The 20252-nt window shown below is 64.9% G+C and carries 20 protein-coding genes and 1 riboswitch; of the genes, 11 read left to right on the forward strand and 9 right to left on the reverse strand.

Annotated features, from left to right (window positions below):
- Positions 1-80 precede the first annotated feature (80 nt).
- Genes ABC729_RS15325 through ABC729_RS15335 form a run of 3 tightly spaced genes read left to right on the forward strand, consistent with a single transcriptional unit; the run spans position 81 to position 2941 of the window.
- On the forward strand, positions 81-1112 hold the full coding sequence (locus ABC729_RS15325) for a TAXI family TRAP transporter solute-binding subunit (protein WP_495608409.1): 1032 nt from the start codon (positions 81-83) through the stop codon (positions 1110-1112).
- Positions 1113-1124: 12 nt separating this feature from the next.
- A complete protein-coding gene (deoA, locus tag ABC729_RS15330) occupies positions 1125-2450 on the forward strand; it encodes a thymidine phosphorylase (protein ID WP_495608410.1) in 1326 nt (441 codons plus the stop codon).
- Between the two features lie 32 nt (positions 2451-2482).
- The gene (locus ABC729_RS15335) at positions 2483-2941 is read left to right on the forward strand and encodes an aspartate 1-decarboxylase (RefSeq protein ID WP_495608411.1); all 459 of its coding nucleotides are present in this window, start codon (positions 2483-2485) and stop codon (positions 2939-2941) included.
- A gap of 43 nt (positions 2942-2984) precedes the next feature.
- Here the strand turns inward: ABC729_RS15335 and hslO are convergent, their stop codons facing one another.
- From hslO to ABC729_RS15350, 3 genes are read right to left on the reverse strand one after another with little or no spacing between them, the layout of a single operon-like run.
- Positions 2985-3956 (reverse strand): Hsp33 family molecular chaperone HslO, encoded by a 972-nt coding sequence (gene hslO, locus ABC729_RS15340; RefSeq protein ID WP_495608412.1) that lies wholly within the window; start codon positions 3954-3956, stop codon positions 2985-2987.
- On the reverse strand, positions 3953-4867 hold the full coding sequence (gene argF / locus ABC729_RS15345; RefSeq protein WP_495608413.1) for an ornithine carbamoyltransferase: 915 nt from the start codon (positions 4865-4867) through the stop codon (positions 3953-3955). Before argF ends, hslO begins: the two co-directional genes overlap by 4 nt.
- On the reverse strand, positions 4864-6036 hold the full coding sequence (locus tag ABC729_RS15350; protein WP_495608414.1) for an aspartate aminotransferase family protein: 1173 nt from the start codon (positions 6034-6036) through the stop codon (positions 4864-4866). The genes argF and ABC729_RS15350 overlap by 4 nt, the downstream gene beginning before the upstream one ends.
- Before the next feature lie 252 nt (positions 6037-6288).
- Here ABC729_RS15350 and ABC729_RS15355 point away from each other — a divergent pair, with 252 nt between their 5' ends.
- Positions 6289-6705, forward strand: a complete 417-nt coding sequence (locus tag ABC729_RS15355; RefSeq protein WP_488965396.1) for a bactofilin family protein — start codon at positions 6289-6291, stop codon at positions 6703-6705.
- Positions 6706-6785: 80 nt separating this feature from the next.
- Here the strand turns inward: ABC729_RS15355 and ABC729_RS15360 are convergent, their stop codons facing one another.
- Positions 6786-7376, reverse strand: coding sequence for a DUF2889 domain-containing protein (locus ABC729_RS15360; protein WP_495608415.1), 591 nt, complete (start codon positions 7374-7376; stop codon positions 6786-6788).
- Positions 7377-7566: 190 nt separating this feature from the next.
- Between ABC729_RS15360 and pyrF the strand changes: the two genes are divergently transcribed.
- From pyrF to ABC729_RS15375, 3 genes are read left to right on the forward strand one after another with little or no spacing between them, the layout of a single operon-like run.
- A complete protein-coding gene (pyrF, locus tag ABC729_RS15365) occupies positions 7567-8283 on the forward strand; it encodes an orotidine-5'-phosphate decarboxylase (RefSeq protein ID WP_495608416.1) in 717 nt (238 codons plus the stop codon).
- Positions 8280-8930, forward strand: coding sequence for a phosphoribosylanthranilate isomerase (locus ABC729_RS15370; protein WP_495608417.1), 651 nt, complete (start codon positions 8280-8282; stop codon positions 8928-8930). Before pyrF ends, ABC729_RS15370 begins: the two co-directional genes overlap by 4 nt.
- Positions 8931-8933: 3 nt before the next feature.
- Positions 8934-9488: a GNAT family N-acetyltransferase gene (locus ABC729_RS15375; RefSeq protein WP_495608418.1), complete on the forward strand. Its 555-nt coding sequence runs from the start codon at positions 8934-8936 to the stop codon at positions 9486-9488.
- A gap of 71 nt (positions 9489-9559) precedes the next feature.
- Here the strand turns inward: ABC729_RS15375 and ABC729_RS15380 are convergent, their stop codons facing one another.
- Positions 9560-9802, reverse strand: a complete 243-nt coding sequence (locus tag ABC729_RS15380) for a hypothetical protein (RefSeq protein WP_054168580.1) — start codon at positions 9800-9802, stop codon at positions 9560-9562.
- 195 nt (positions 9803-9997) lie between these two features.
- On the opposite strand from ABC729_RS15380, the gene ABC729_RS15385 reads away from it, so the two are divergent.
- Positions 9998-11326: a class I SAM-dependent RNA methyltransferase gene (locus ABC729_RS15385; protein WP_495608419.1), complete on the forward strand. Its 1329-nt coding sequence runs from the start codon at positions 9998-10000 to the stop codon at positions 11324-11326.
- Between the two features lie 189 nt (positions 11327-11515).
- On the opposite strand, the gene phhA is transcribed toward ABC729_RS15385, so the two are convergent.
- A complete protein-coding gene (gene phhA, locus ABC729_RS15390) occupies positions 11516-12427 on the reverse strand; it encodes a phenylalanine 4-monooxygenase (protein ID WP_495608420.1) in 912 nt (303 codons plus the stop codon).
- A gap of 147 nt (positions 12428-12574) precedes the next feature.
- Positions 12575-13051, reverse strand: a complete 477-nt coding sequence (locus tag ABC729_RS15395; protein WP_495608421.1) for an Lrp/AsnC family transcriptional regulator — start codon at positions 13049-13051, stop codon at positions 12575-12577.
- A 141-nt stretch (positions 13052-13192) separates the two neighbouring features.
- Between ABC729_RS15395 and hppD the strand changes: the two genes are divergently transcribed.
- A complete protein-coding gene (hppD, locus tag ABC729_RS15400; RefSeq protein WP_495608422.1) occupies positions 13193-14308 on the forward strand; it encodes a 4-hydroxyphenylpyruvate dioxygenase in 1116 nt (371 codons plus the stop codon).
- Between the two features lie 79 nt (positions 14309-14387).
- Here the strand turns inward: hppD and secB are convergent, their stop codons facing one another.
- Together secB and ABC729_RS15410 are read right to left on the reverse strand one after the other, a co-directional pair.
- Positions 14388-14903, reverse strand: a complete 516-nt coding sequence (secB, locus tag ABC729_RS15405; protein ID WP_495608423.1) for a protein-export chaperone SecB — start codon at positions 14901-14903, stop codon at positions 14388-14390.
- Positions 14904-14993: 90 nt separating this feature from the next.
- Positions 14994-15560, reverse strand: a complete 567-nt coding sequence (locus tag ABC729_RS15410; RefSeq protein ID WP_495608424.1) for a hypothetical protein — start codon at positions 15558-15560, stop codon at positions 14994-14996.
- 126 nt (positions 15561-15686) lie between these two features.
- Positions 15687-15766: riboswitch (SAM riboswitch) on the forward strand.
- Positions 15767-15825: 59 nt separating this feature from the next.
- Between ABC729_RS15410 and metZ the strand changes: the two genes are divergently transcribed.
- Positions 15826-17034 carry an O-succinylhomoserine sulfhydrylase gene (gene metZ, locus ABC729_RS15415; protein ID WP_495608425.1) on the forward strand — a complete coding sequence of 403 codons (1209 nt, stop codon included), beginning with the start codon at positions 15826-15828 and terminating at the stop codon, positions 17032-17034.
- Between the two features lie 225 nt (positions 17035-17259).
- Entirely contained in the window at positions 17260-20247 is a 2988-nt protein-coding gene (locus ABC729_RS15420) for a sensor histidine kinase (protein WP_495608426.1), read from the forward strand.
- Positions 20248-20252: the final 5 nt, after the last annotated feature.

Here is a 20252-nt window from a genome sequence, read left to right on the forward strand (position 1 = left end):
GGCCTGCCATCACCAGGGCGCATTTGACAGGCAGGCTGGATAGGCGTGAATAAGCCCAAACTTGGTAGGGCGCCTGTGCCATGCCCCCCAGATATTGGTTAATTCCCCTGTTGGCGGTGCCGTTGGCCGCACTGATGGCCCTTGGCCGGGCACCGGCGGGTGTGGATGCGTCCGCGCGCTATCTGCGTATTGCGGCGGACCCGTCGGGGGAACGCGGGTTCGATGTGGGCACTGCGCTGGCCTCCATCCTGTCGCGCCCGCCCGGCATGCCCGCCTGCAAGGATGATGACCGGGCCTGCGGCGTTCAGGGGCTGGTGGCCCTGGCGCAGAGCCTGCCCGACCGCCGCGACATTGTGGAGGCGGTGGCCTCTGGTACTGTTGAAACCGGGCTGGCCCCCGCCGACCGTATCTACGCCGCCCGCTGCTTTCCCGCCCCCGGTGCAAAGCCGGCGGACCTGACCATCCTGGGGGAGATCTATAACGAATCGCTGCATGTGCTGGTCCGGGCCGAGACCGACCTGACCGATATCGCGCAGTTGAAGGGCCGGCGGGTCGCCATCGGTCTGGCGGGCAGCGATGAACGCCGCCTAGCCGAACGTATCCTGTCCGCCTATGGGCTGCGCCGCCAGCAGGTGCGGGCGGTCGAAATGGGCGGGGAACAGGCGGCCCTCGCGCTGGCTGATGGGCGCATCGACGCGCTGTTCCGAATCGCCGCCGCACCCGACCCGGTGGTGGCCATGGCCGTGACGGCGGGTGCCCGGTTGCTGCCTGTCACGGGCGATCCGGCGGGTCGCCTGTCCGGCCTGCACCCGTTCGGCGCACCCGGCACCATTGCTGCTGACACCTATGGCCCTGACCAGGGGGAGGTGGCGACCATGATGCAGCCCGTGGCCTGGATCGCCGGCCCCTCCCTGGATCCGAAGCTGGCGGCACAGCTGACGGCGGCGCTGGCCAGCCGCGCGAATCGGGAGGCGCTGCACCGGCAGGACCCGGACATGGTGCTGCTGCGGCCTGCGGCATTTCGCATGTCGGCCCCTCTGCACCCGGCGGCGGGAACACGCTATGGTGTGGATCCCATTGCCATGGCCTGCCCCGGCCAAAAGCCCCGGTGAGTATCGACGCCCATGTTCCTGCCGCAGGAGATCATCCGCCGCAAACGTGACGGGCACGCCCTGTCGGCGGACGATATTGCCGCCTTTGTCATGGGTCTGACCGACGGATCGGTGTCGGAGGGGCAGGCAGCGGCGTTTGCCATGGCCGTCTGGTTCCAGGGCATGGATGCCGGCGAACGCGTGGCCCTGCTGCGGGCCATGACGGGGTCTGGTACGATCCTGGATTGGTCGCGTGAAGGACTGGGCGGCCCCGTCCTGGATAAACATTCCACGGGCGGGGTCGGGGACAAGGTCAGCCTGCTGCTGGCCCCCATCATCGCGGCCTGCGGCGGCTATGTGCCCATGATCTCCGGCCGGGGGCTGGGCCATACGGGCGGCACCCTGGACAAGATGCAGGCCATTCCAGGCTATGATGCACAGCCGGACCTGCATCGGTTGAAAACCATCGTGCGGCGGGTGGGGTGCGCCATTGTCGGGGCCACGGATGAAATCGCCCCCGCTGACCGCAAGCTTTATGCGATTCGCGACGTTACCGCGACCGTGGAAAGCGTCCATCTGATCACCGCCTCCATCCTGTCCAAGAAGCTGGCCGCCGGCCTGAACGCCCTGGTCCTGGATGTGAAGTTCGGATCGGGTGCCTTCATGGAAAGCCGGAAGGCGGCCACCGAACTGGCGGAAATGCTGGTCCGCACCGCCGGCGATGCCGGGCTGCCGGCCCGTGCCCTGCTGACCGATATGGGACAGGTGCTGGGCCACAGCGCCGGCAATGCCCTGGAACTGCGCGAATGCCTGTCGATCCTGGCGGGTGGCGCGGCGGAAACGCGGCTGCGGCGGGTGACGCGGGCCCTGTGCGTGGAACTGCTGATTCTGTCGGGACTGGCCACCGATGCCACCAATGCCGGGAAGCTGGTGGATCAGGCCATTGCCACCGGTGCTGCGGCGGACCGGTTTGCCCGCATGGTGGCGGTGCTGGGGGGGCCGCCCGACCTGATTGAACGGCCCGACCGGCATCTGGTGTCGGCCCCTGTCGTGGTGCCGGTCTTCGTCGATCGGCCCGGCATTGTCACGGGGCAGGATGTGCGGGCCCTGGGTCTGGCCGTGGTGGCGCTGGGCGGTGGACGCATCCGGCCCCAGGATGCGATTGATCCGCGTGTCGGGCTGGATCAGGTGGCGCCCATCGGGGCGGCGGTGGGGCCGGAACAGCCGCTTTGCTTCGTGCATGCGGCGGACAGGGCTGCGGCGGATGCGGTGGTATGCAGCGTCAGGAACGCTTATGTGATTGGCGAAACCGCTGACGCGGCTGCCGATCCGGTGGCCGGAATGATCGGCGGGTCCTGAGGATCGTGCCAGACCGACCGGAGCAGCCCCTTATGATTAAGATTGTCCGCGCCAAGTTCCACGGCATCCGCGTCACCGGTGCCGATCTGGACTATCACGGCTCCATCACGCTGGACCCCGAACAGTGCGCGCTGGCCGGCATCTACCCGCTGGAATTCGTGGAAATCTGGAACAAAAGCAGCGGGGCGCGGATTTCCACCTATGTGATCTTTGGGGAGCCGGGATCAAAGGCCTGCATCCTGAACGGTGCCGCCGCCCGCACCTGCCAGAAAGGCGACGAGGTGATCATCGCCGCATCGGCCAGCATCACGCCGGATCAGCTTTATTCGATCAAGCCCAAGGTACTGACCTTCAAGCCCGACAATTCCGTGGACCGGGTCCTGGAATATGATGTGTTCAAGGGACCGGAGCGGGAGTTTGACTTCCGCACCCTCGACATCACCGACGGGCGTGATGCTGCCGTGGAACTGTCGGTGCCGGTGAAGGTGTGATGGGGGCCGGATGCGGGCCTGAACCCGCATCCGTAATTCGTCCTCAGAACGCCGCGTAGACCTTGTCCAGGTCGGCGTCACTGAAGCTGTAGGTGGCGTTGCAGAACTCGCACGTCACCGCGACAAGCCCATCCACGCGCAGCTCGTCCAGGTCGCCCCGGTCCAGGCTGCGCAGCACATCCGTCACCCGCTCGCGGGAGCAGCGGCAGCCGGGGCGCAGTTCCCGGCGTTCGTAAATGCGCGGGCTTTCTTCGTGGAACAGGCGGAAGATCAGCTCGTTCGCCGTCAGGGCGGGGTCCAGCAGCTCATGCGCCGTCACCGTCTCCAGCAACACGCCGGCGCGGTGCCAGTCTTCTTCGCGCACGCCGGCCTGATGCTCGCTGAACACACCGGCATTTTCCGGCGGCAGGGCCTGCAGCATGATGGCGCCGCCGACCCATTTGCCATCCGCATCCTTGGATACGAAGCTCTTGATGCTGGCTGCCAGCTGTTCGGACTGCCGGAAATAATGGCGCACGGCATCGGCCAGCGTGGCCCCGCGCAGTTCCACGATGCCCTGATAACGCTCGGTATGCTCACCCTGATCGACCGTGAAGGCCACATAGCCGGCACCCAGCATCGCGCCCAGATCGGGCTGGAAGCCCTTATGACGGCGCTGTTCGGACAGACGGTCGGCATCAAAGCGGGCATAGCCGCGCAGATCGCCGACCGAGGTGACGTCCGACACCGTATAGGCGACAGGGCCGTCACCCTTGGTCTGAAGCGTGAAGATGCCGTCATATTTCAGGCCGGACGCCAGCGTGGCGGCCAGCAGGATCGTATCGGCCAGCAGGGGTGCCAACTCGTCCGGGTAATCATGCCGCTTGATGATCTCATCCAGGGCCGGGCCCAGCCGGATCAGCCGCCCACGAAAGGAGCTGCTGTCCAGCTGGAACGGCTGGCAGATATCAAATTCGGCGGTCACGGCATCGGTATCGTGGCGGGGTTGGCCCGCCACGGGGGGAACGGAATTCATCGGTTCAGGCACCAGGTCAGAATGCCCTTCTGGGCGTGCATACGGTTCTCTGCCTCGTCCCACACGGCCGACTGCGGACCATCGATGACGCTGGACGTCACCTCTTCCTCGCGGTGTGCGGGCAGACAATGCATGAATATGGCGTCTTTTTTCGCCAGACCCATGATGCGATCGTTTACCTGATATGGCTTCAGCAGATTGTGCCGGCGATGGGCATCCTTATTGTGCATCGACACCCAGGTATCGGTGACCAGGGCGTCGGCACCGGCGGCGGCCTCTTCGACGTTCCGATGAACGGTGACACGGCCCTTTTTGGCCTTGATCCATTCCAGCGTCTGGTGCGAGGGCGACAGTTCCGGCGGGCAGGCGATTCGCAACTCGAAATCGAACAGCACCGAAGCGTGGATCAGGCTTTCACAGACATTGTTGGCGTCGCCGGTCCAGCAGAACACCGCATCCTTGATCGGGCCCTTGCGTTCCTCATAGGTCAGGATGTCGGCCATGATCTGGACCGGGTGCGAGCTGTCGGTCAGGCCATTGATGACGGGGACAGTCGCTGCCTCCGCCATCTCTTGCAGCTTCGCCTCATGGTCGGTGCGCAGCATGATGATATCGACATAGCGCGACAGGACGCGGGCCGTGTCGCCAATGGTCTCACCATGGCCCAGCTGGATTTCCTTACCGGTCAGGCAGATGACCTCGCCGCCCAGCTGACGCATGCCCACTTCGAATGAGACGCGGGTACGGGTGCTGGGCTTTTCGAAAATCAGGGCCAGCGTCTTGCCCAGCAGGGGGCGTTCAGCCCCCTGTCCACGCTTCATGAAGGCGGCGCGCGACAGCATCTCGCGCAGCTCATCCAAAGAATGGTTATGGATATCCAGGAAGTGGCGGGGGGACTTATGATCGGTCATTGCGCCAGCTCCTGGCAGGTCTTGTCGATAATGGCGACGGCTTCGGCGATTTCCGCGTCGCCAATGGTCAGCGGCGGCAGGATGCGGATGACATTTTCCGCCGCCGGAACGGTCAGCAGGCCGTTCTCACGCAGACGGGTCACCACCTCGCCATTCGGCTTCACGCATTTCAGGCCCAGCATCAGGCCCTTGCCGCGCGCATCGGCCAGCACGGTCGGATATTTGGCGACCAACGCGTCCAGCTCTGCCTTCAGCTTGTCGCCCGTCACGGTCACCTGTTCCAGGAAGCCGGGGGCCGTGACGACATCCAGAACGGCATTGGCGACGGCCATGGCCAGCGGGTTGCCGCCAAAGGTGGAACCGTGCGTGCCCGGCACCATGCCCTTGGCCGCCTTCTCGCTGACCAGGCAGGCACCGACGGGGAAGCCGCCGCCAATGCCCTTGGCGATGGGCATGACGTCCGGGGTGACGCCGGCCCATTCATGGGCAAACATTTTGCCGGTACGGCCAACGCCCGTCTGGATTTCATCAAACACCAGCAGCAGGCCGAACTCGTCCGCCGTGTCGCGCAGCGCCTTCAGATATTCGTTGCTGCCCACCACGATTCCGCCTTCACCCAGAATCGGCTCGACCACGATGGCGGCGGTTTCCGGCGTGATGGCGTTGCGCAGCTCGTTCATATTGCCGAACGGCACCTGATCGAACGCGTCCAGCAGGGGGCCGAATCCGCCCACCATCTTTTCCGACTTCGCCGCCGCGATGGCGGTCGTGGAACGGCCATGGAAGGCCCCACCCACCACGATGAAGCGGGTCTTTTCCGGGTGACCGGTATCATGCTGATACTTGCGCACCGTTTTGACCGCACATTCAAACGCCTCCACGCCCGAATTCGTGAAGAACATTGTGTCGGCAAAGGTCAGGTCGCACAGCCGCTTGGCCAGTTGCTCCTGCCCGGCAACCCGAAACAGGTTGGAGGTATGCCAGAGCTTGCCCGCCTGCTCGGTCAGCTTTTCCACCAGATAGGGGTGCGCGTGACCTAGGGCGTTCACCGCGATGCCGGCGGTGAAATCCAGGAATCGTCGGCCTGTTGTGTCCCAGATCTGGGCGCCTTCACCCCGCTCGAACACGATGTCGATGCGGGAATAGGTGGGCATCACAACAGGGATCACGGCTGCAACTCCATGGAGCCATCGTCCAAAGCGCCACGAACCCGATGTCCGGACGCCGGAACCGGGGACTATTGGGCCCACGGTTCCCCCTGTCAACGCACCCCCATGCATCCCTCACGTGACATGGGCAAGAAGCGTTGCGGATTTAACCCTTTCAGCTTATGAATGAAACCGAAATGACGGGCCGTTTCCTTTGAGGTCCGTTCGACGATTGCGACCGTTCCCCGGTCCCCTGGCGGAGTTGTTCAACCGATGCCCAACGATATCCTGGACCCGCGCAGTTTCCAGCGTCCCGGCCTGCATGGCATTGCCGAAGCGGCGGTTGAAAGCGGGCCCGTCACCGGGGGTATCACCACCATCTCCGCCGAGGCGCGTATCGATGGCGCCAAAATCTCTCACTGCCACACGCTGCATGTGGCGGGCCGGCTGGTCGATGTCACCCTGAACGAGATCAAGATCCTGGAAATTGCCGAGGGTGGGCATTTCGAAGGGGTGGCCAAGGTCGAACAGATGCGCGTCAATGGCCGCGCCACGGGCACCATCGAAGTGACGGGTATCCTGTCGGTGGGTGAGACGGGGCAGATCGACGGCACCATCCGGTACGGTCGCATCAACATCGCCGATGGCGGCAGCGTCACCGGTACGTTGCAGACGGGCAAGGCGCCTTAATTGGCATTTGTGTAGCGCGGATTAGCGAAGCGTAATCCGCGGAGCGACGGTGGCGGGTTTCCGCGGATTACGGCTGGTGCCTAATCCGCGCTACGTTTTACCGCGAATTCCGGCCATTCCCGCGCCACGACCTCACCGTCGGTCGCCCAGATGTGGCATGTGTCCAACATGGGCGGACGCCGGCGCGGCGGCGGGGTTTCGCCGCGCGCGACCATCGCGGCGCGGGCCTTCTTGTCCAGGTCTTCCAGATAAGGCGCGATGGTCTGGAACGCCGTTGTCGCCACGGGGCCCAGCAGTTCGACCAGATGGGTACAGCCTTCCACGCCGCCCAGCCGTTCCTTGACGGCGGCGGTCCAGCCGCTGGCGATGGACAGGCCCACCAGCCGCTGAAAATTCTCCGTGATTGACGGACACATCCGGTAGGGGGCGGCATCCGTGACGGTGGCGACCGCCTTCACCGTCAACCGGTTATCCAGCGTCAGGCGTATCCACATCTCATGTATGGGATCGCCGCTGGGCACCGTCCGGCCATCGCGTTGAAAATCGTAGGATTTACGGTCGGTGATATGCCCCTCAATATCCCACAGCCCGTCGGCCCGGCGATAACCTGTGCAGGTCACCTGTCTTGTATGCAACGGCTCCCGCGCGGCATCCGGGGGTGGCAGGGGCATGGCAGGCTCCAGGGTTCAGGGCGGTGGGGCCGCATCTTGGGCCGGGCCATGCCCGTGGGTCAAGGGTGCGGCTTACGTTTTGGGAAGCTGCGCCGCGTCGGGCATGGAAGGGCTGCCGCATCGTCCCTTCGCGCCGCCCCCGTTCCGCGTTAAACCTGCCGAAAGCCCTTTCCATCTGGAGCCCTGAACCATGCGCCCCACCGACCGCGTTTTCGTCGCCCTGGACATGCCGGAAATTGACGGCGCGAAGGCCATGGCGGCGCAGGTCTCTGGTCTGGTTGGTGGGGTGAAGCTGGGCCTGGAATTCTTCATGGCGCAGGGACCCGCCGGCATCCGCGATGTCATCGCGGCGGGTGATCTGCCGCTGTTCCTGGACCTGAAGCTGCACGACATCCCCAATACTGTGGCCGGTGCCGTGCGTTCGGTCGCACCCCTGGCGCCGAAATTCCTGACCATCCATGCCGGCGGCGGCCCCGCCATGATCCGCGCGGCGGCCGATGCGGCGCGGGAGGAGGCGGAACGGTTGGGTGTGGCCCGTATGCGTATCCTGGCCGTGACGGTCCTGACCAGCCTGTCGGATGAAGACCTGACCGCCGTGGGGCAGGCCGTACCCGCCGCTGATCAGGTGCGGCGTCTGGCCCAGGTGGCCCATACCAATGGCGCCGATGGCATCGTCTGCTCGCCCGCCGAGGTGGCGTTGCTGCGCCGTGACCTGCCCGCGGATTTCACGCTGATGGTACCCGGCATTCGCCCCACCTGGGCGGCGGCCAATGACCAGAAACGGGTGATGGGGCCGCGCGATGCCGTGGCCGCCGGGGCCGACCATCTGGTCATCGGGCGTCCCATCACGGCGGATGCCGACCCTGCCGCCGCCGCCCGGCGCATCGCGGAGGAGCTGGGCGCATGAGCGCGGTCAAGGCCAAGATCTGCGGGATCAGCACGCCGGAAACGATGCAGGCGGCCCTTGATGCCGGGGCACGCTGGGTGGGGCTGGTGTTTTTCGCGAAATCGCCGCGCAACGTCTCCATCGCCACCGCCGCCGAATTGTCTCGCATGGTGGGCACGGGCACCCGCGTCGTGGGCCTGTTCGTGGACCCGACCGATGATTTTCTGGACGATGTCACAGGGCAGGTGCCGCTGGACCTGATCCAGTTGCACGGGGTCGAGACGCCGGAACGGGTGGCCGCCATCCGCGCCCGTTTCAACCTGCCCGTCATGAAGGCGCTGAAGATCGGCGATGCGGCGGACTTGGATGCGGCGGTGGCCTATGAGCCGGTGGTCAACATGCTGCTGTTCGATGCCAAGCCGCCCAAGGGGGCCATTCTGCCCGGTGGCAATGGGGTTGCCTTCGACTGGTCCTTGCTGTCGGGCCGTCAATGGCAGAAACCCTGGATGTTGTCGGGCGGGCTTGACCCCGCCAATGTTGCCGACGCCATCCGGGCCACGGGTGCCAGAGCTGTCGATGTCTCATCGGGGGTGGAGGATGCGCCAGGCCGGAAAAGCCCGGACCTGATCCGGGCCTTCTTGTCGGCGGTGACCTCAACGGGAGCATAAAGCATGAGCCAATCCGCCTTCACCCCACCACCCGGCGGCACCCTTGCGGCCTATGGCCCGCCGGGCCTGTGGCTGCGGGCACGGCAGCTGGATGATGCGGCGGCGATGGCGGCCATGGCGTCGATGCCCAAGTTCCGCCATGGCACCTTGCGCCCGCCTTTCCCCAGTGTGGAAGGAACCCGCGCCTGGATGGAAAAGGGCGGGGCCGACGATCTGCAGGTGGTCGCCATCCTGGACGGCAAACTGGTTGGGTCTGCGGGCCTGTTCCGCCTGGGTGGCCGCCGTCGGCATGTGGCCGATCTGGCCATCGGTGTGCATGATGATGCCCAGGGCATGGGCGTGGGCAAGTCGTTGATGCATGCCCTGGTCGATGCTGCCGACCGCTGGCTGGACCTGCATCGCGTCGAACTGACGGTGTTTGCCGATAATGACGGGGCCATCCGCCTGTACCGACATTTCGGCTTTGCCGAAGAAGGGCGCCTGCGCGACTACGCCTTCCGCGACGGCGTCTATGTCGATGCCCTGGCCATGGGGCGCATCCGGCCCAGGCAGCCTTGATGCCCAAAAGAAAAACCCCGCCGGGTGTCCGGCGGGGTTTTCTCTGACAAGCCCGAAAGCCGGCGGGACGATTACTCGTCGTCGCCTTCCTCGGCATCGGCTTCGATCTGGTCGGCCAGATCGCGCAGCATGTCGGCAACGTCGGTGTGGCTGGTCTCTTCCACGGCCTGGTTGACGGCGGCTTCGATCATGGCGATGGCGACATAACCGGAAAGGGCACCGCCCTCCTTCATGGCCGCTTCCAGGTGCTTTTCGGCAACGTCGAGGGCCTTTTCGAACAGCTGCTCGGCTGCGCTGGTATTGGGTTCGGACATGGGTTCGGCTCCCTTCCGGGCAAGAATAGATGATGCCCACCTTCTAGCATTCTTTCGCGTACACTTCTTGCCAAATCCGCACGGCCCCCCTATGCCCTGATAAGGATTGATCCAGGCCAAGGACGCCCAATGGCGGCCATTTATTTCGAAATCGAAATAAAACCGGCCAGATTATATTATTTCGGAACCGTACCAATGCCGCCCCGCAGACAAGCCCCCCGCCGCCCCGCCCAGCGCCCCGCCCCCGAGCCGCCCACGCGCGGACCGGTAGAGGTCTCCATCACCCGTGTCGGCGGACGCGGTGACGGTCTGGCCGAATGGCAGGGTCACCGGCTTTACGTGCCGCAAACCTTGGTCGGCGACCGGTTGATGGTGAAGTTCGGGGCGCATCGCGGCGATGGCTGGGAAGGGGTGCCCGTCTCCCTGCTGGAGGAAGGCAAGGGCCGTGTGGAGCCGCCCTGCACCCATTTCGGCAGCTGCGGCGGCTGTGTCGCACAGCATATGGATGATGCCACCTATGAGAAATGGAAGCTGGAGGCGCTGACCACCGTCCTGTCGCGCAGCGGCCTGCTGGGCGATGGCGTCACCCTGCATCCGGTGGCCCGCACGCCAGTCGCCAGCCGTCGCCGCGCCGTCATGAACGCCGTGCGCCGGGGCAACCGGGTGTGGCTGGGCTTTAACGAGGCGCATTCACACCGGCTGATCGATCTCACGGACTGTACCGTCTTGGCCTCGCCGCTTCTGGCGCTGGTCGCCCCGTTGCGCGTGGCGCTGGCACCGCTTCTGGCCGATGGTCAATCCATCGATGTGGCGCTGACCCTGCTGGATGACGGGGTTGATCTGGTGCTGGAGGGGTTGTCGCGGCCCGACCTGCGCACCCTGGAACATCTGGCCGAATTCGCAGCGGCGCAGGATCTGGCCCGCCTGTCCTGGCGCGCGCGGGAAGGGCAGCCGGCCGAACCCATCGCCATGCGTCGCACGGGCCTGCTGGGCTTTGGCAATGTCAGCGTCTCCCCCGCTCCGGGCGCGTTTCTTCAGGCCAGCAAGCAGGGCGAACAGGCCCTGGTCGCGGCCACCCTGGCTGGGGTGGGCGACGCCGACTCCATCGCCGACCTGTTCGCGGGCAGCGGCACCTTCACCTTCCCCCTGGCCGCCAAGGCCAAGGTGCATGCGGTCGAAGGTGATCCGACCGCCTATAACAGCCTGATGGGTGGGGCGAGGCAGCTGGGTGGCAAGGTGACGGCGGAAAAGCGTGACCTGTTCCGCGATCCGCTTACGCCCTATGACCTGAACCGATTCCAGGCGGTGGTGTTCGATCCGCCGCGTGCGGGTGCCCAGGCGCAGGCGACGGAGATTGCGGCCTCCACCGTCGCCGCCGTGGTGGGCGTGTCGTGCAACCCCGTCAGTTTCGCGCGCGACGCCGAACTGCTGATCCAGGGCGGATACCGCCTGACCGATATCTGGCCCGTGGATCAGTTCCTGTGGTCGGCGCATATGGAACTGGTGGGCTGGTTCCGCCGGTAGAGCGTGTTCGCCTCAATCGCCGGCGCTGCATCCGCAGCTTGGCTTACGCGGCACGGGCCGCGCGGCGGCAGTCGCCGCCGGAGCCGTTTTCAGTCTGATGAAAACTGCTCTGTTCCCCAAACAACCACACCCCGGTCCCTGTGAAGGGCCGGGGTGTGGGTACAGGCGGTGCGTCCGGTCGGGGGACCCTTACGCCGCCTTGTGGCTTTCGCCTTGAGTGCCCAGGGTGAAGACGCGGTCAGTGGGCAGAACCTCTGTCGGGCCGATGGGCGGCAGGGTGCGCAGCCGGGCGTAAAGCGGCGTGAAATCCACCGCTGTGGCGTTCATCAGCTGTTCGTAGCTGTCCAGCACGAAATAGGTCTGCTGATAATCATCGATTCGGTACTGGGTGCGCATCACGCGTTCCAGATCGAATCCGATCCGGTTGGGCGACGGGCTTTCGATGCAGAACTGCGTCTCCCCGCGCGAAGACAGCATGCCGGCGCCATAGGCGCGCAGCCCGTCCGGTGTGTTGATCAGGCCGAATTCAACCATGTACCAGTAAAGCCGGGCCAGATGTTCCTGCCCGTTGAGCGCAATGGCCTTGGCCCCGCCGATGCCATAGGCCTGGAGATAGTCCGCAAACACCGGATGGGTCAGCAGCGGGACATGGCCGTAGAAATCATGGAACACGTCGGGTTCGACGAGATAATCCATCTCTTCCGGCTTGCGGATCCAGTTGGTGACGGGGAAGCGCCGGGCGGCCAGATGTTCAAAGAATTCCCGCTCCGGAATCAGGCCCGGAACGGCGACGAGCGTCCAGCCGGTCGCCTTGTCCAGCACCTCTGACGCCCGCCGGAAATCCGGGATACCGTCGCGCACATCCAGGCGCGTCAAGCCTTCCAGGAATTCAGGGGCGGCATAGCGCGGCAGCAGGGCCGATTGCCGGTCATAGAGCGTGCGCCACATGGCGTGATCGGCGCTGGTATAGGCGTCCCAGCCCTGGTCGATAGTGAAGTCGGGCTTTACATGGCTGTAATCGCCGCGCAGCGCCGTGTCGGTCATGCCGCTGTCGGTGACGCGCGTGGCAAAGTCGCTGGCCGGTGCGTTGGTCTGGTTCATGGCTTCCTCCCCAAATCATGCGGGAATTGTTGGAAACCATGATAGCGCCAGGGCCGGGGCATTTCCTTGCGGATGTGCTTGGGTAGTGGGGGTTCTCCGCAATTCCTCCGGCAGTCAAGGCCCGCGTTGCGCTATATTCTGCTCCGATCAGGTTGGTTTCGGCAATGGCACGGCGGTGGAGTGCTTGACGACATCCAGCACGAAGCTGGACCGTACCTCCTTCACCCCCTTGATCGACAGCAGCTTGCGCATCGACAGGTCGGCGAAACTGTCCAGATCCTCCACGATCACCTGCAACAGGTAATCCATGGTGCCGGTCATCACGAAGCAGGAAATGACCTCTGGCAGAAGCAGGATGCCGCGGCGGAAATCGGCGTCGCCTTCCGCATTCTGGTCGATCTTCACCTCGACAAAGGCGACCACACCCATGCCCAGCTTCTTGCGGTCCAGAATGGCGGTATAGCCCTGGATGAAGCCCTGTTCCTCCAGATCGCGCACCCGCCGCAGACAGGGGCTGGGCGACAGCCCCACCTGATCGGCCAGGTCGACATTGGATAGGCGGCCATTGCGCTGCAATGCAGCAAGTATGCGGATATCTGCCGCGTCCAAACTGCTGCTGCCCATATTCTGCCTCTGATCGCTGGATTGGCGCAATTTCTCACCCGACAATGCCAGAATCCGAGGACAGTTCGCAAGGACATGCCCCCGCCTTCGGCCCTATCATGCCAACAATTCCCCAACCGATAGATTATCAGGGAGATCAAGATGGCGGACGGCGGCACGGCGCGCGTGGAGAACGGTCAGATCGTGGGCAACCTGTGGGACAATCCCATGGGTACCGACGGCTTCGAATTCGTGGAATACACGGCCGAGGATACGGCGGCGCTGGACAGCCTGTTCACCGTCCTGGGCTTCACCAAGGTCGCCCGCCACCGGTCGAAGAATGTAACCCTGTACCGTCAGGGCGGCATCAACTTCATCGTCAATGGCGAGAAGGACAGCATGGCGCAACAGTTCGCGCGCGACCATGGGCCCAGCGCCTGCGCCATGGCCTTCCGGGTCAAGGATGCAGCGTTTGCCCATCGCCGCGCCCTGGAACTGGGGGCCAAGGATGTGAAGGGTTCTGTCGGTCCGATGGAACTGAACATCCCGGCCATCGAAGGTATCGGCGGCAGCCTGATTTATCTGGTGGATCGCTACAAGGCCCCCACGGCGATCTATGACATCGACTTCGTACCGGTCGAAGGCGTGGATCAGAACCCCGTCGGCTGCGGTCTGGTGGAGGTCGATCACCTGACCCACAATGTCCATCGCGGGCGCATGGACCATTGGTATGATTTCTACGCCAAGCTGTTCAATTTCCGGCAGATCCGCTACTTCGATATCGAAGGCAAGCTGACCGGTTTGAAGAGCCGGGCCCTGACGGCACCCTGCGGCAAGATCCGTATCCCGATCAATGAAAGTGCGGGCGTCGAAGGCCGCGTCGATCAGATTGAGGAATATCTGCGCGAATACAAGGGCGAGGGCATCCAGCACATCGCCCTGTCGACCAACGACATCATCAAGACCTTCGACGCGCTGAAGGCCAATGGCGTCACCTTCATGACCCCGCCGCCCGGCACCTATTACGACATGCTGGAAGAGCGTCTGCCCGGCCATGGTCAGCCGACGGAAGAGCTGCGGGCCCGTGGCATCCTGCTGGATGGTGCGCCCGGCGGCGGCCTGCTGCTGCAGATCTTCACCAGCACGGTCATCGGCCCGATCTTCTTTGAGATCATTCAGCGCAAGGGCGATGACGGCTTCGGCGAGGGCAATTTCCGCGCCCTGTTCGAAAGCATCGAGCGCGATCAGGTGGAACGCGGCGTGTTGTCGGCGGATTGATACCGCCCGTTCAGTCTAAATAAAAAGGGCGGCCGATCCTGTATCGGCCGCCCTTCTTTCATTTCAGGCGCATGCCCGTTCAGGCATTGCCCTGAGCGTCGCCCATCTGGCCCTGCTGCTGGGCCAGGACCTGACGGCGGTACAGATCGACGAAGTCCAGTGGCTGCAACAGCAGCGGCGGGAAGCCGCCCTGCGAGGTGACATCGGCGATGATCTGGCGGGCGAACGGGAACAGCAGGCGCGGCCCTTCGATCAGCAGCACGGCGCGCTGCGTCTCCGCCGGCATGGGCGGCAGGGTGAAGACACCGGCATAGACCAGTTCGGCGATGAAGGCCGTCGCCTCGCCCACGGTCGCTTCGGCGCGCAGACGGATCTGCACCTCGGCGACATTGTCGGCCAGACCCTGGGCCTGCAGATCAACCTGCAGGTCGATCTTCGGCTGTTCGGACGCGCTGGCCAGGATGCGCGGGGCGTTCGGGTTCTCGAAGGACAGGTCCTTCACATATTGCAGATTGACGACCAGCGGCGGCACGGGCCGGGCGGACTGGGCTTCGTCGGCGGTGTCTTCGCCCTGGTTGACCGTCTCGTCTGACATCGGGAACTCCGGTTAAAAAAAGCATGAAGGGTTTGGCGCGGGACCTAGCACGGAACGGCCCGCCGGGCAACCGGCCCCGCGCCCATTGCCTTATTTCGCCGGCTTCAGGATGCGGGCCATGGCCAGCCCCGCCAGCGACCAGCCCGATGCGTCGAAGGCTGCGTAGTAGAGGAAGAAGCCCCAGGGCATGGAGTACCAGATCGGCTCGCTGAACCGTCCGGCAAAGCCGATCAGGATGCCGCTGACCGCGACGACCAGCCAGCGGGCGCGGAAGGTCGGCAGGGGCGCGCCCGATATGACCGACAGCCAGCCCACGATCAGGGCCGCGATGAAGAAATGCACAAACCCGGTCAGCATGACCATCGGGTCCATGACGCCGATGCCCTGGCTGCGGTAATGGATCATGGCTACCGGGCCGGCGGCATAATCGGCAATGGTCTTGGTCGTGATCTCCGGCGTGCTGTCATCATAGGCGGGATACATGTAGCTGCCGGATGGCAGGCCGCTGGCTGCCATGGCGGCGATGCCAGGCTGCGCGCTGTCGGGCAGGGATGGCAGGGCCTGCTTGGCCATCGGCGAGATGCCGAACCAGAAGAACCCCCAGAAAAACAGGATGAAGGCGGCGGCCAGTGCGGCCAGCCCCAGGCGTTTACCCATCTTTTCCCCCTGATCTGATTTATGGTTAATGTGGGCAGGCAAGGCCTATGCCCGAACCGGCTGCGCGGCAAGCGACGGCGCCATCGCCCGCCTGTGTCTTGACAAGCCGGTGGCGGCGGGATTTAACAATCCCCGCGTGGTGATTTGGTGACCGGATTGCAGGCCACGTTCTAAAGAAGCTGCTAAAAGGTCGAAGCCATGGATCGGACGCCGCATAGGGCGCTGAACCGGGCCTCGATCGAACGGTCGAGGCTTGTGAAGGACCATGGCGATGAGCGACCTGCCCGATGATCTGAACCCCGCCACCCTGCTGGTGCATGGCGGCACCCGCCGTTCCCAGTTCGAAGAGACGAGCGAAGCGATTTTCCTCACCTCCGGCTTCGTCTATGGCAGTGCGGAAGCGGCGGAAGCCGCCTTCGTCAATGATGGCTCGCGCTTCGTCTATTCCCGGTTCCGCAACCCGACCGTCGCCATGTTCGAGGATCGGCTGGCGACCTATGAAGGGTTCCCCCGCTGCTTTGCCACGGCTTCGGGTATGGCCGCCGTCCATGCCGCCGTCTTCGGCCTGTTGAAGGCCGGCGACCGTCTGGTGGCCAGCCGTGCCCTGTTCGGCTCCTGCCTTTATATCGTCAGCGATCTGGCCCGGCGTTTCGGCATCGAAAGCGTGATCATCGACGGCACGAAGAATGAGGAGTGGGAAAAGGCCCTGTCGGTGCCCACCAATCTCGTCTTCCTGGAAACGCCCAGCAATCCCTGCCTGGAAGTGGTCGATCTGGAACATGTGGTGCCGCTGGCGCACAAGGCCGGAGCCAAGGTGGTGGTGGACAATGTCTTCGCCACGCCCGTCCTGCAGAAGCCGCGTCAATATGGGGCCGACATCGTCGTCTATTCGGCGACCAAGCATATCGATGGTCAGGGTCGCTGCCTGGGCGGTGCCATTCTGTGCGATGACGAGGTGGCGGCCACGCTGGCCCCGTTCCTGCGCCATACAGGCCCCGCACTCAGCCCGTTCAACGCCTGGACCCTGCTGAAGGGTCTGGAGACGCTGGAACTGCGCGTGAAGGCGCAATCGGCATCGGCCTTGAAGGTCGCGACCTTCCTGGAAAGCCATCCTGCGGTGGAGCGTGTGCTCTATGCCGGGCTGGAAAGCCATCCGCAGCATGCCCTGCTGAAGCGGCAAATGAAGGCCGGCAGCAACCTGATCTGCCTGCATCTGAAGCCCGTGAATGGTGATGCCAAGCAGGCGGCCTTCGCGGTGCTGAACAATCTGCGTATCGCCAAGATTTCCAACAATCTGGGCGACTCGAAGACACTGGCCACCCATCCCGCCACCACCACGCATCAGCGCCTGTCGGTGGAAGAGAAGGCGATCCTGGGCATCGGTCCCGGCACCATCCGCGTGTCGGTGGGTCTGGAGGATGCCGACGACATCATCGCCGATTTCAAGCGCGGTCTGGACAGCCTGATCGGTTGATCAATGGCACCGGGGGTGTTTCGGCACCCCCGGTGCGTTTCAACTGTTTCTCATGTGCCGCATGGACCTGTGGAGCATGGCTGTTCGACCACAGGTGGCGGGAAAAATCCCAGAATCCGCGGGTTCCACCCCGGAACGCAATTGCCCCCTGCCCGGCAGTTGCGTAGCATTTGATGGAAATGCTGCCCGCACGCCTGTGGGCCGGCGGACGGGCTTGGGCGGTCCATGGCGGACAGTGTGGTGGAAACGGGTGATGACCTGGCGTTGGTCGGCGGCTTGCCGGCCCTGACGGATTTCGACCCGCCTGCGGATGCCCCCATCCCGGCTGACTGTCCCACGCTTCCCGGTTCATCGCTGGTCGGACCGCTGGATCTTTATGGTCTGGCCGAACAGGTACTGTCGGCCGAACATCATCTGGTCAATGCCCAGGACCCGGTACAGCGGTTGCTGCTGCTGACCACGCTGGCCTGGTACAACCGGCAGCGCGATACGCGTGCCGCGCTGGATATGGTGACCGACGCCATGGGGCTTCTGCCCTATGCCACGGGTGCCAATGAACGCGAACTGCGCCGCCTGACGGCCCGTCTGCTGCTGATCAAGGCGGAGGCCAAGGCCCTGTTCGCTGAACTGGATCAGGCTGAGGCCTTGCTGGAAAGTGCGCGGGCCACCTTCCGCCAGATCGGTGATGTGCTGGGCGAGGGTGACACCGCCATGACGGAGGCGCTGCTGGCGCTGGACCGGGGGCAGACGCGCCGCCGCATCCAGGCCCACCGCAACGCCCACAGCCTGTATCTGCGGGCCGGCGACGCCATGCGCCAGCAGATCGCCCAGGCCTGGATGGCGCGCGACGCCCTGTTCGGGGATGCCGCCGCAGCGGAGGCGGAATGGGCACCCGTGCTGCCCGAAGGCCCCCTGCTGGAACATCCCGGCCTGGACGCGGTGGCCGCCTATTTCCATGGCGGGGTCTGCTTCGCCCATGGCGATTTCATGAAGGCGCTGCGCCATTATCAACGCGGCTGTGATCAGGCCGTGCTGGCGGGGCAGATGCGGCTGGCGGTGCTGCTGGCCGGCAATGTCGGCGCGGCGCATGCCAATGTGAACGACTATGTCAGCGAGTTTCTGTGGCGGGAGCGGGCGCATGGTCTGGCCCGCGCCACGGGCTGGCCGGCGGCGGTGGGCCAATGCCTGCGCGGCATGGGCGACACCTTGCGCCGGTTGCAGCAGACGGGACGCGCCCGCCATCTGCTGCTGGAGTCGCTGGAATGGCTGGCCCCGTTCGGGCGGTCGCGAAACCACGCCATCGCGTGCCAGTATCTGGGCGATCTGGAACTGGATGTCGGCGACGCCAATGCGGCATTGCGTTGGTTTGACGATCTGCTGCTGGTCGGGATCGACCTGGAACAGACGGATTTGCAGGCGGAGGCGCAGTGTGGCCGCGCCCGTGCCCTGACCCTGTTGGACCGGTGCGAAGCGGCGGTGACGGCGGTGGATGCGGCCCTGGCCCTGGTCCGCGCCCGATCCGACCGCTGGCGGGAGATCGATGTCCTGCGCGCCAAGGCGGCCATCCATCAACGCTTCCCCGATCTGCCGCCCCCGCCCGACATGGCACCGGATGAGACGGCCGCCATCCATTATCTGCGCCGGGCGCTGGACCTGGCCGAATCGATCCAAGGCTATACCGCGTCGGCCGATCTCCTGTCGGCCCTGGCATCGGCCTATGAGGCGGCGGGCGACATGGGGGCCGCTCTACGCTGGGAACGGCGGGCCGGGCAGGCGCGCGGCATCATCCACAGCCGGGAGGTCAGCGACCGGCTGCTGGCCATGCAGGCAGGGTTCGAGACCGAACGTCTGAAGGCGGAGGGCGAGTATCACCGCCAACTGGCCGCTGCCGAGGCATCGCGCGCCGCCGCCTTGCATGAGGCAACGCAGACCTTGGAGATGCTGGGCCGCGTCGGGCAGCAGATCACGGCCACCCTGGACGCCGAGGCGGTGTTCCACGCCCTGCACCGCCATGTCGGCACGATGATGGAGCTGGATGCCTTCTCCGTCTATGTCGTGGATGAAAGCGGCGAGCAGCTGGAACTGCGCTATGGGTTGGAGGGGGGGCGGCCCCTGCCCACGATCTGGCGGCAGGTCTCCGATCCCGTGTCGCTGGTGGCGCGCTGCGCGCGGGAGCGGCAGGAGATGCTGATCCTGCGTGGGCAGCATGAACAATCCTCCCCCTCCCACATCCCCGGCACGCGCTTCATGCGCACCCTGCTGCTGTCGCCCTTGATCGTGGGTACGCGCCTGTGGGGCGTGATGACGGCGCAGGCGGCGGCGGAAAATGCCTATGGGGAGCGGGAGAAACTGGTCTTCCGCACGTTGTGCGCCTATGGCGCCATCGCGCTGTCCAATGCCGCCGCCTATGCCAAAGTGGACAGTACCTTGTCGGAACTGCGCGCCACGCAGGGCCGTCTGGTGCAGCAGGAAAAACACGCTTCCCTGGGTCAGCTGGTGGCCGGTGTGGCGCATGAGATCAACACGCCGCTGGGCGTGGCCTTCACGATGGCGACGCATTTGCAGGGCGAACGGGATGAGATCGCCCAGGCCTTCAGCGCAAACCAGCTGAAACGGCTGGCCATGGAACAGTTCCTGGAAAAGCTGGATGAGGGGCTGCGTATCCTGACCGGCAATCTGGAACGCGCCGCCGATCTGATCCGCAGCTTCAAGCAGGTCTCCGCCGACCGCAGCAGCGAGGCGCTGCGCACCGTCGATCTGGGTGCCTATGTCGGTGATGTGCTGAAAAGCCTGGACCCGATGATCCGGCAGCGGCGGGTTTTGGTGAGTGTTGATGGCCCGCAAGGCCTCGCCATCACCACCCTGCCGGGCCTGTTGGCGCAGGTGGTGGCCAATCTGGTGCAGAATGCCATCGTCCATGGCTTTGCCGGCGTGGAGAAGCCGGAAATCCTGATCGCCATCGGCCGGGCCGGCAGCGACCGGGTAGCTATCGCCATCACCGACAATGGTAATGGCATGCCGCCAGAGGTTCAGGCCAAGGCCTTCGACCCGTTCTTCACCACCAAGCGCGACAGTGGCGGCACGGGCCTGGGCCTGCACATTGTGCATAATCTGGTGACGGGACCGCTGCAGGGCGCCATCGATCTGGCGTCGGTGCCAGGGCACGGCACGCGGTTTTTGATCACCCTGCCCGTGGATGTGGCGGGGCGGTAAATGGC

The organism is Niveispirillum sp. CC-CTL257 (assembly GCF_059489915.1).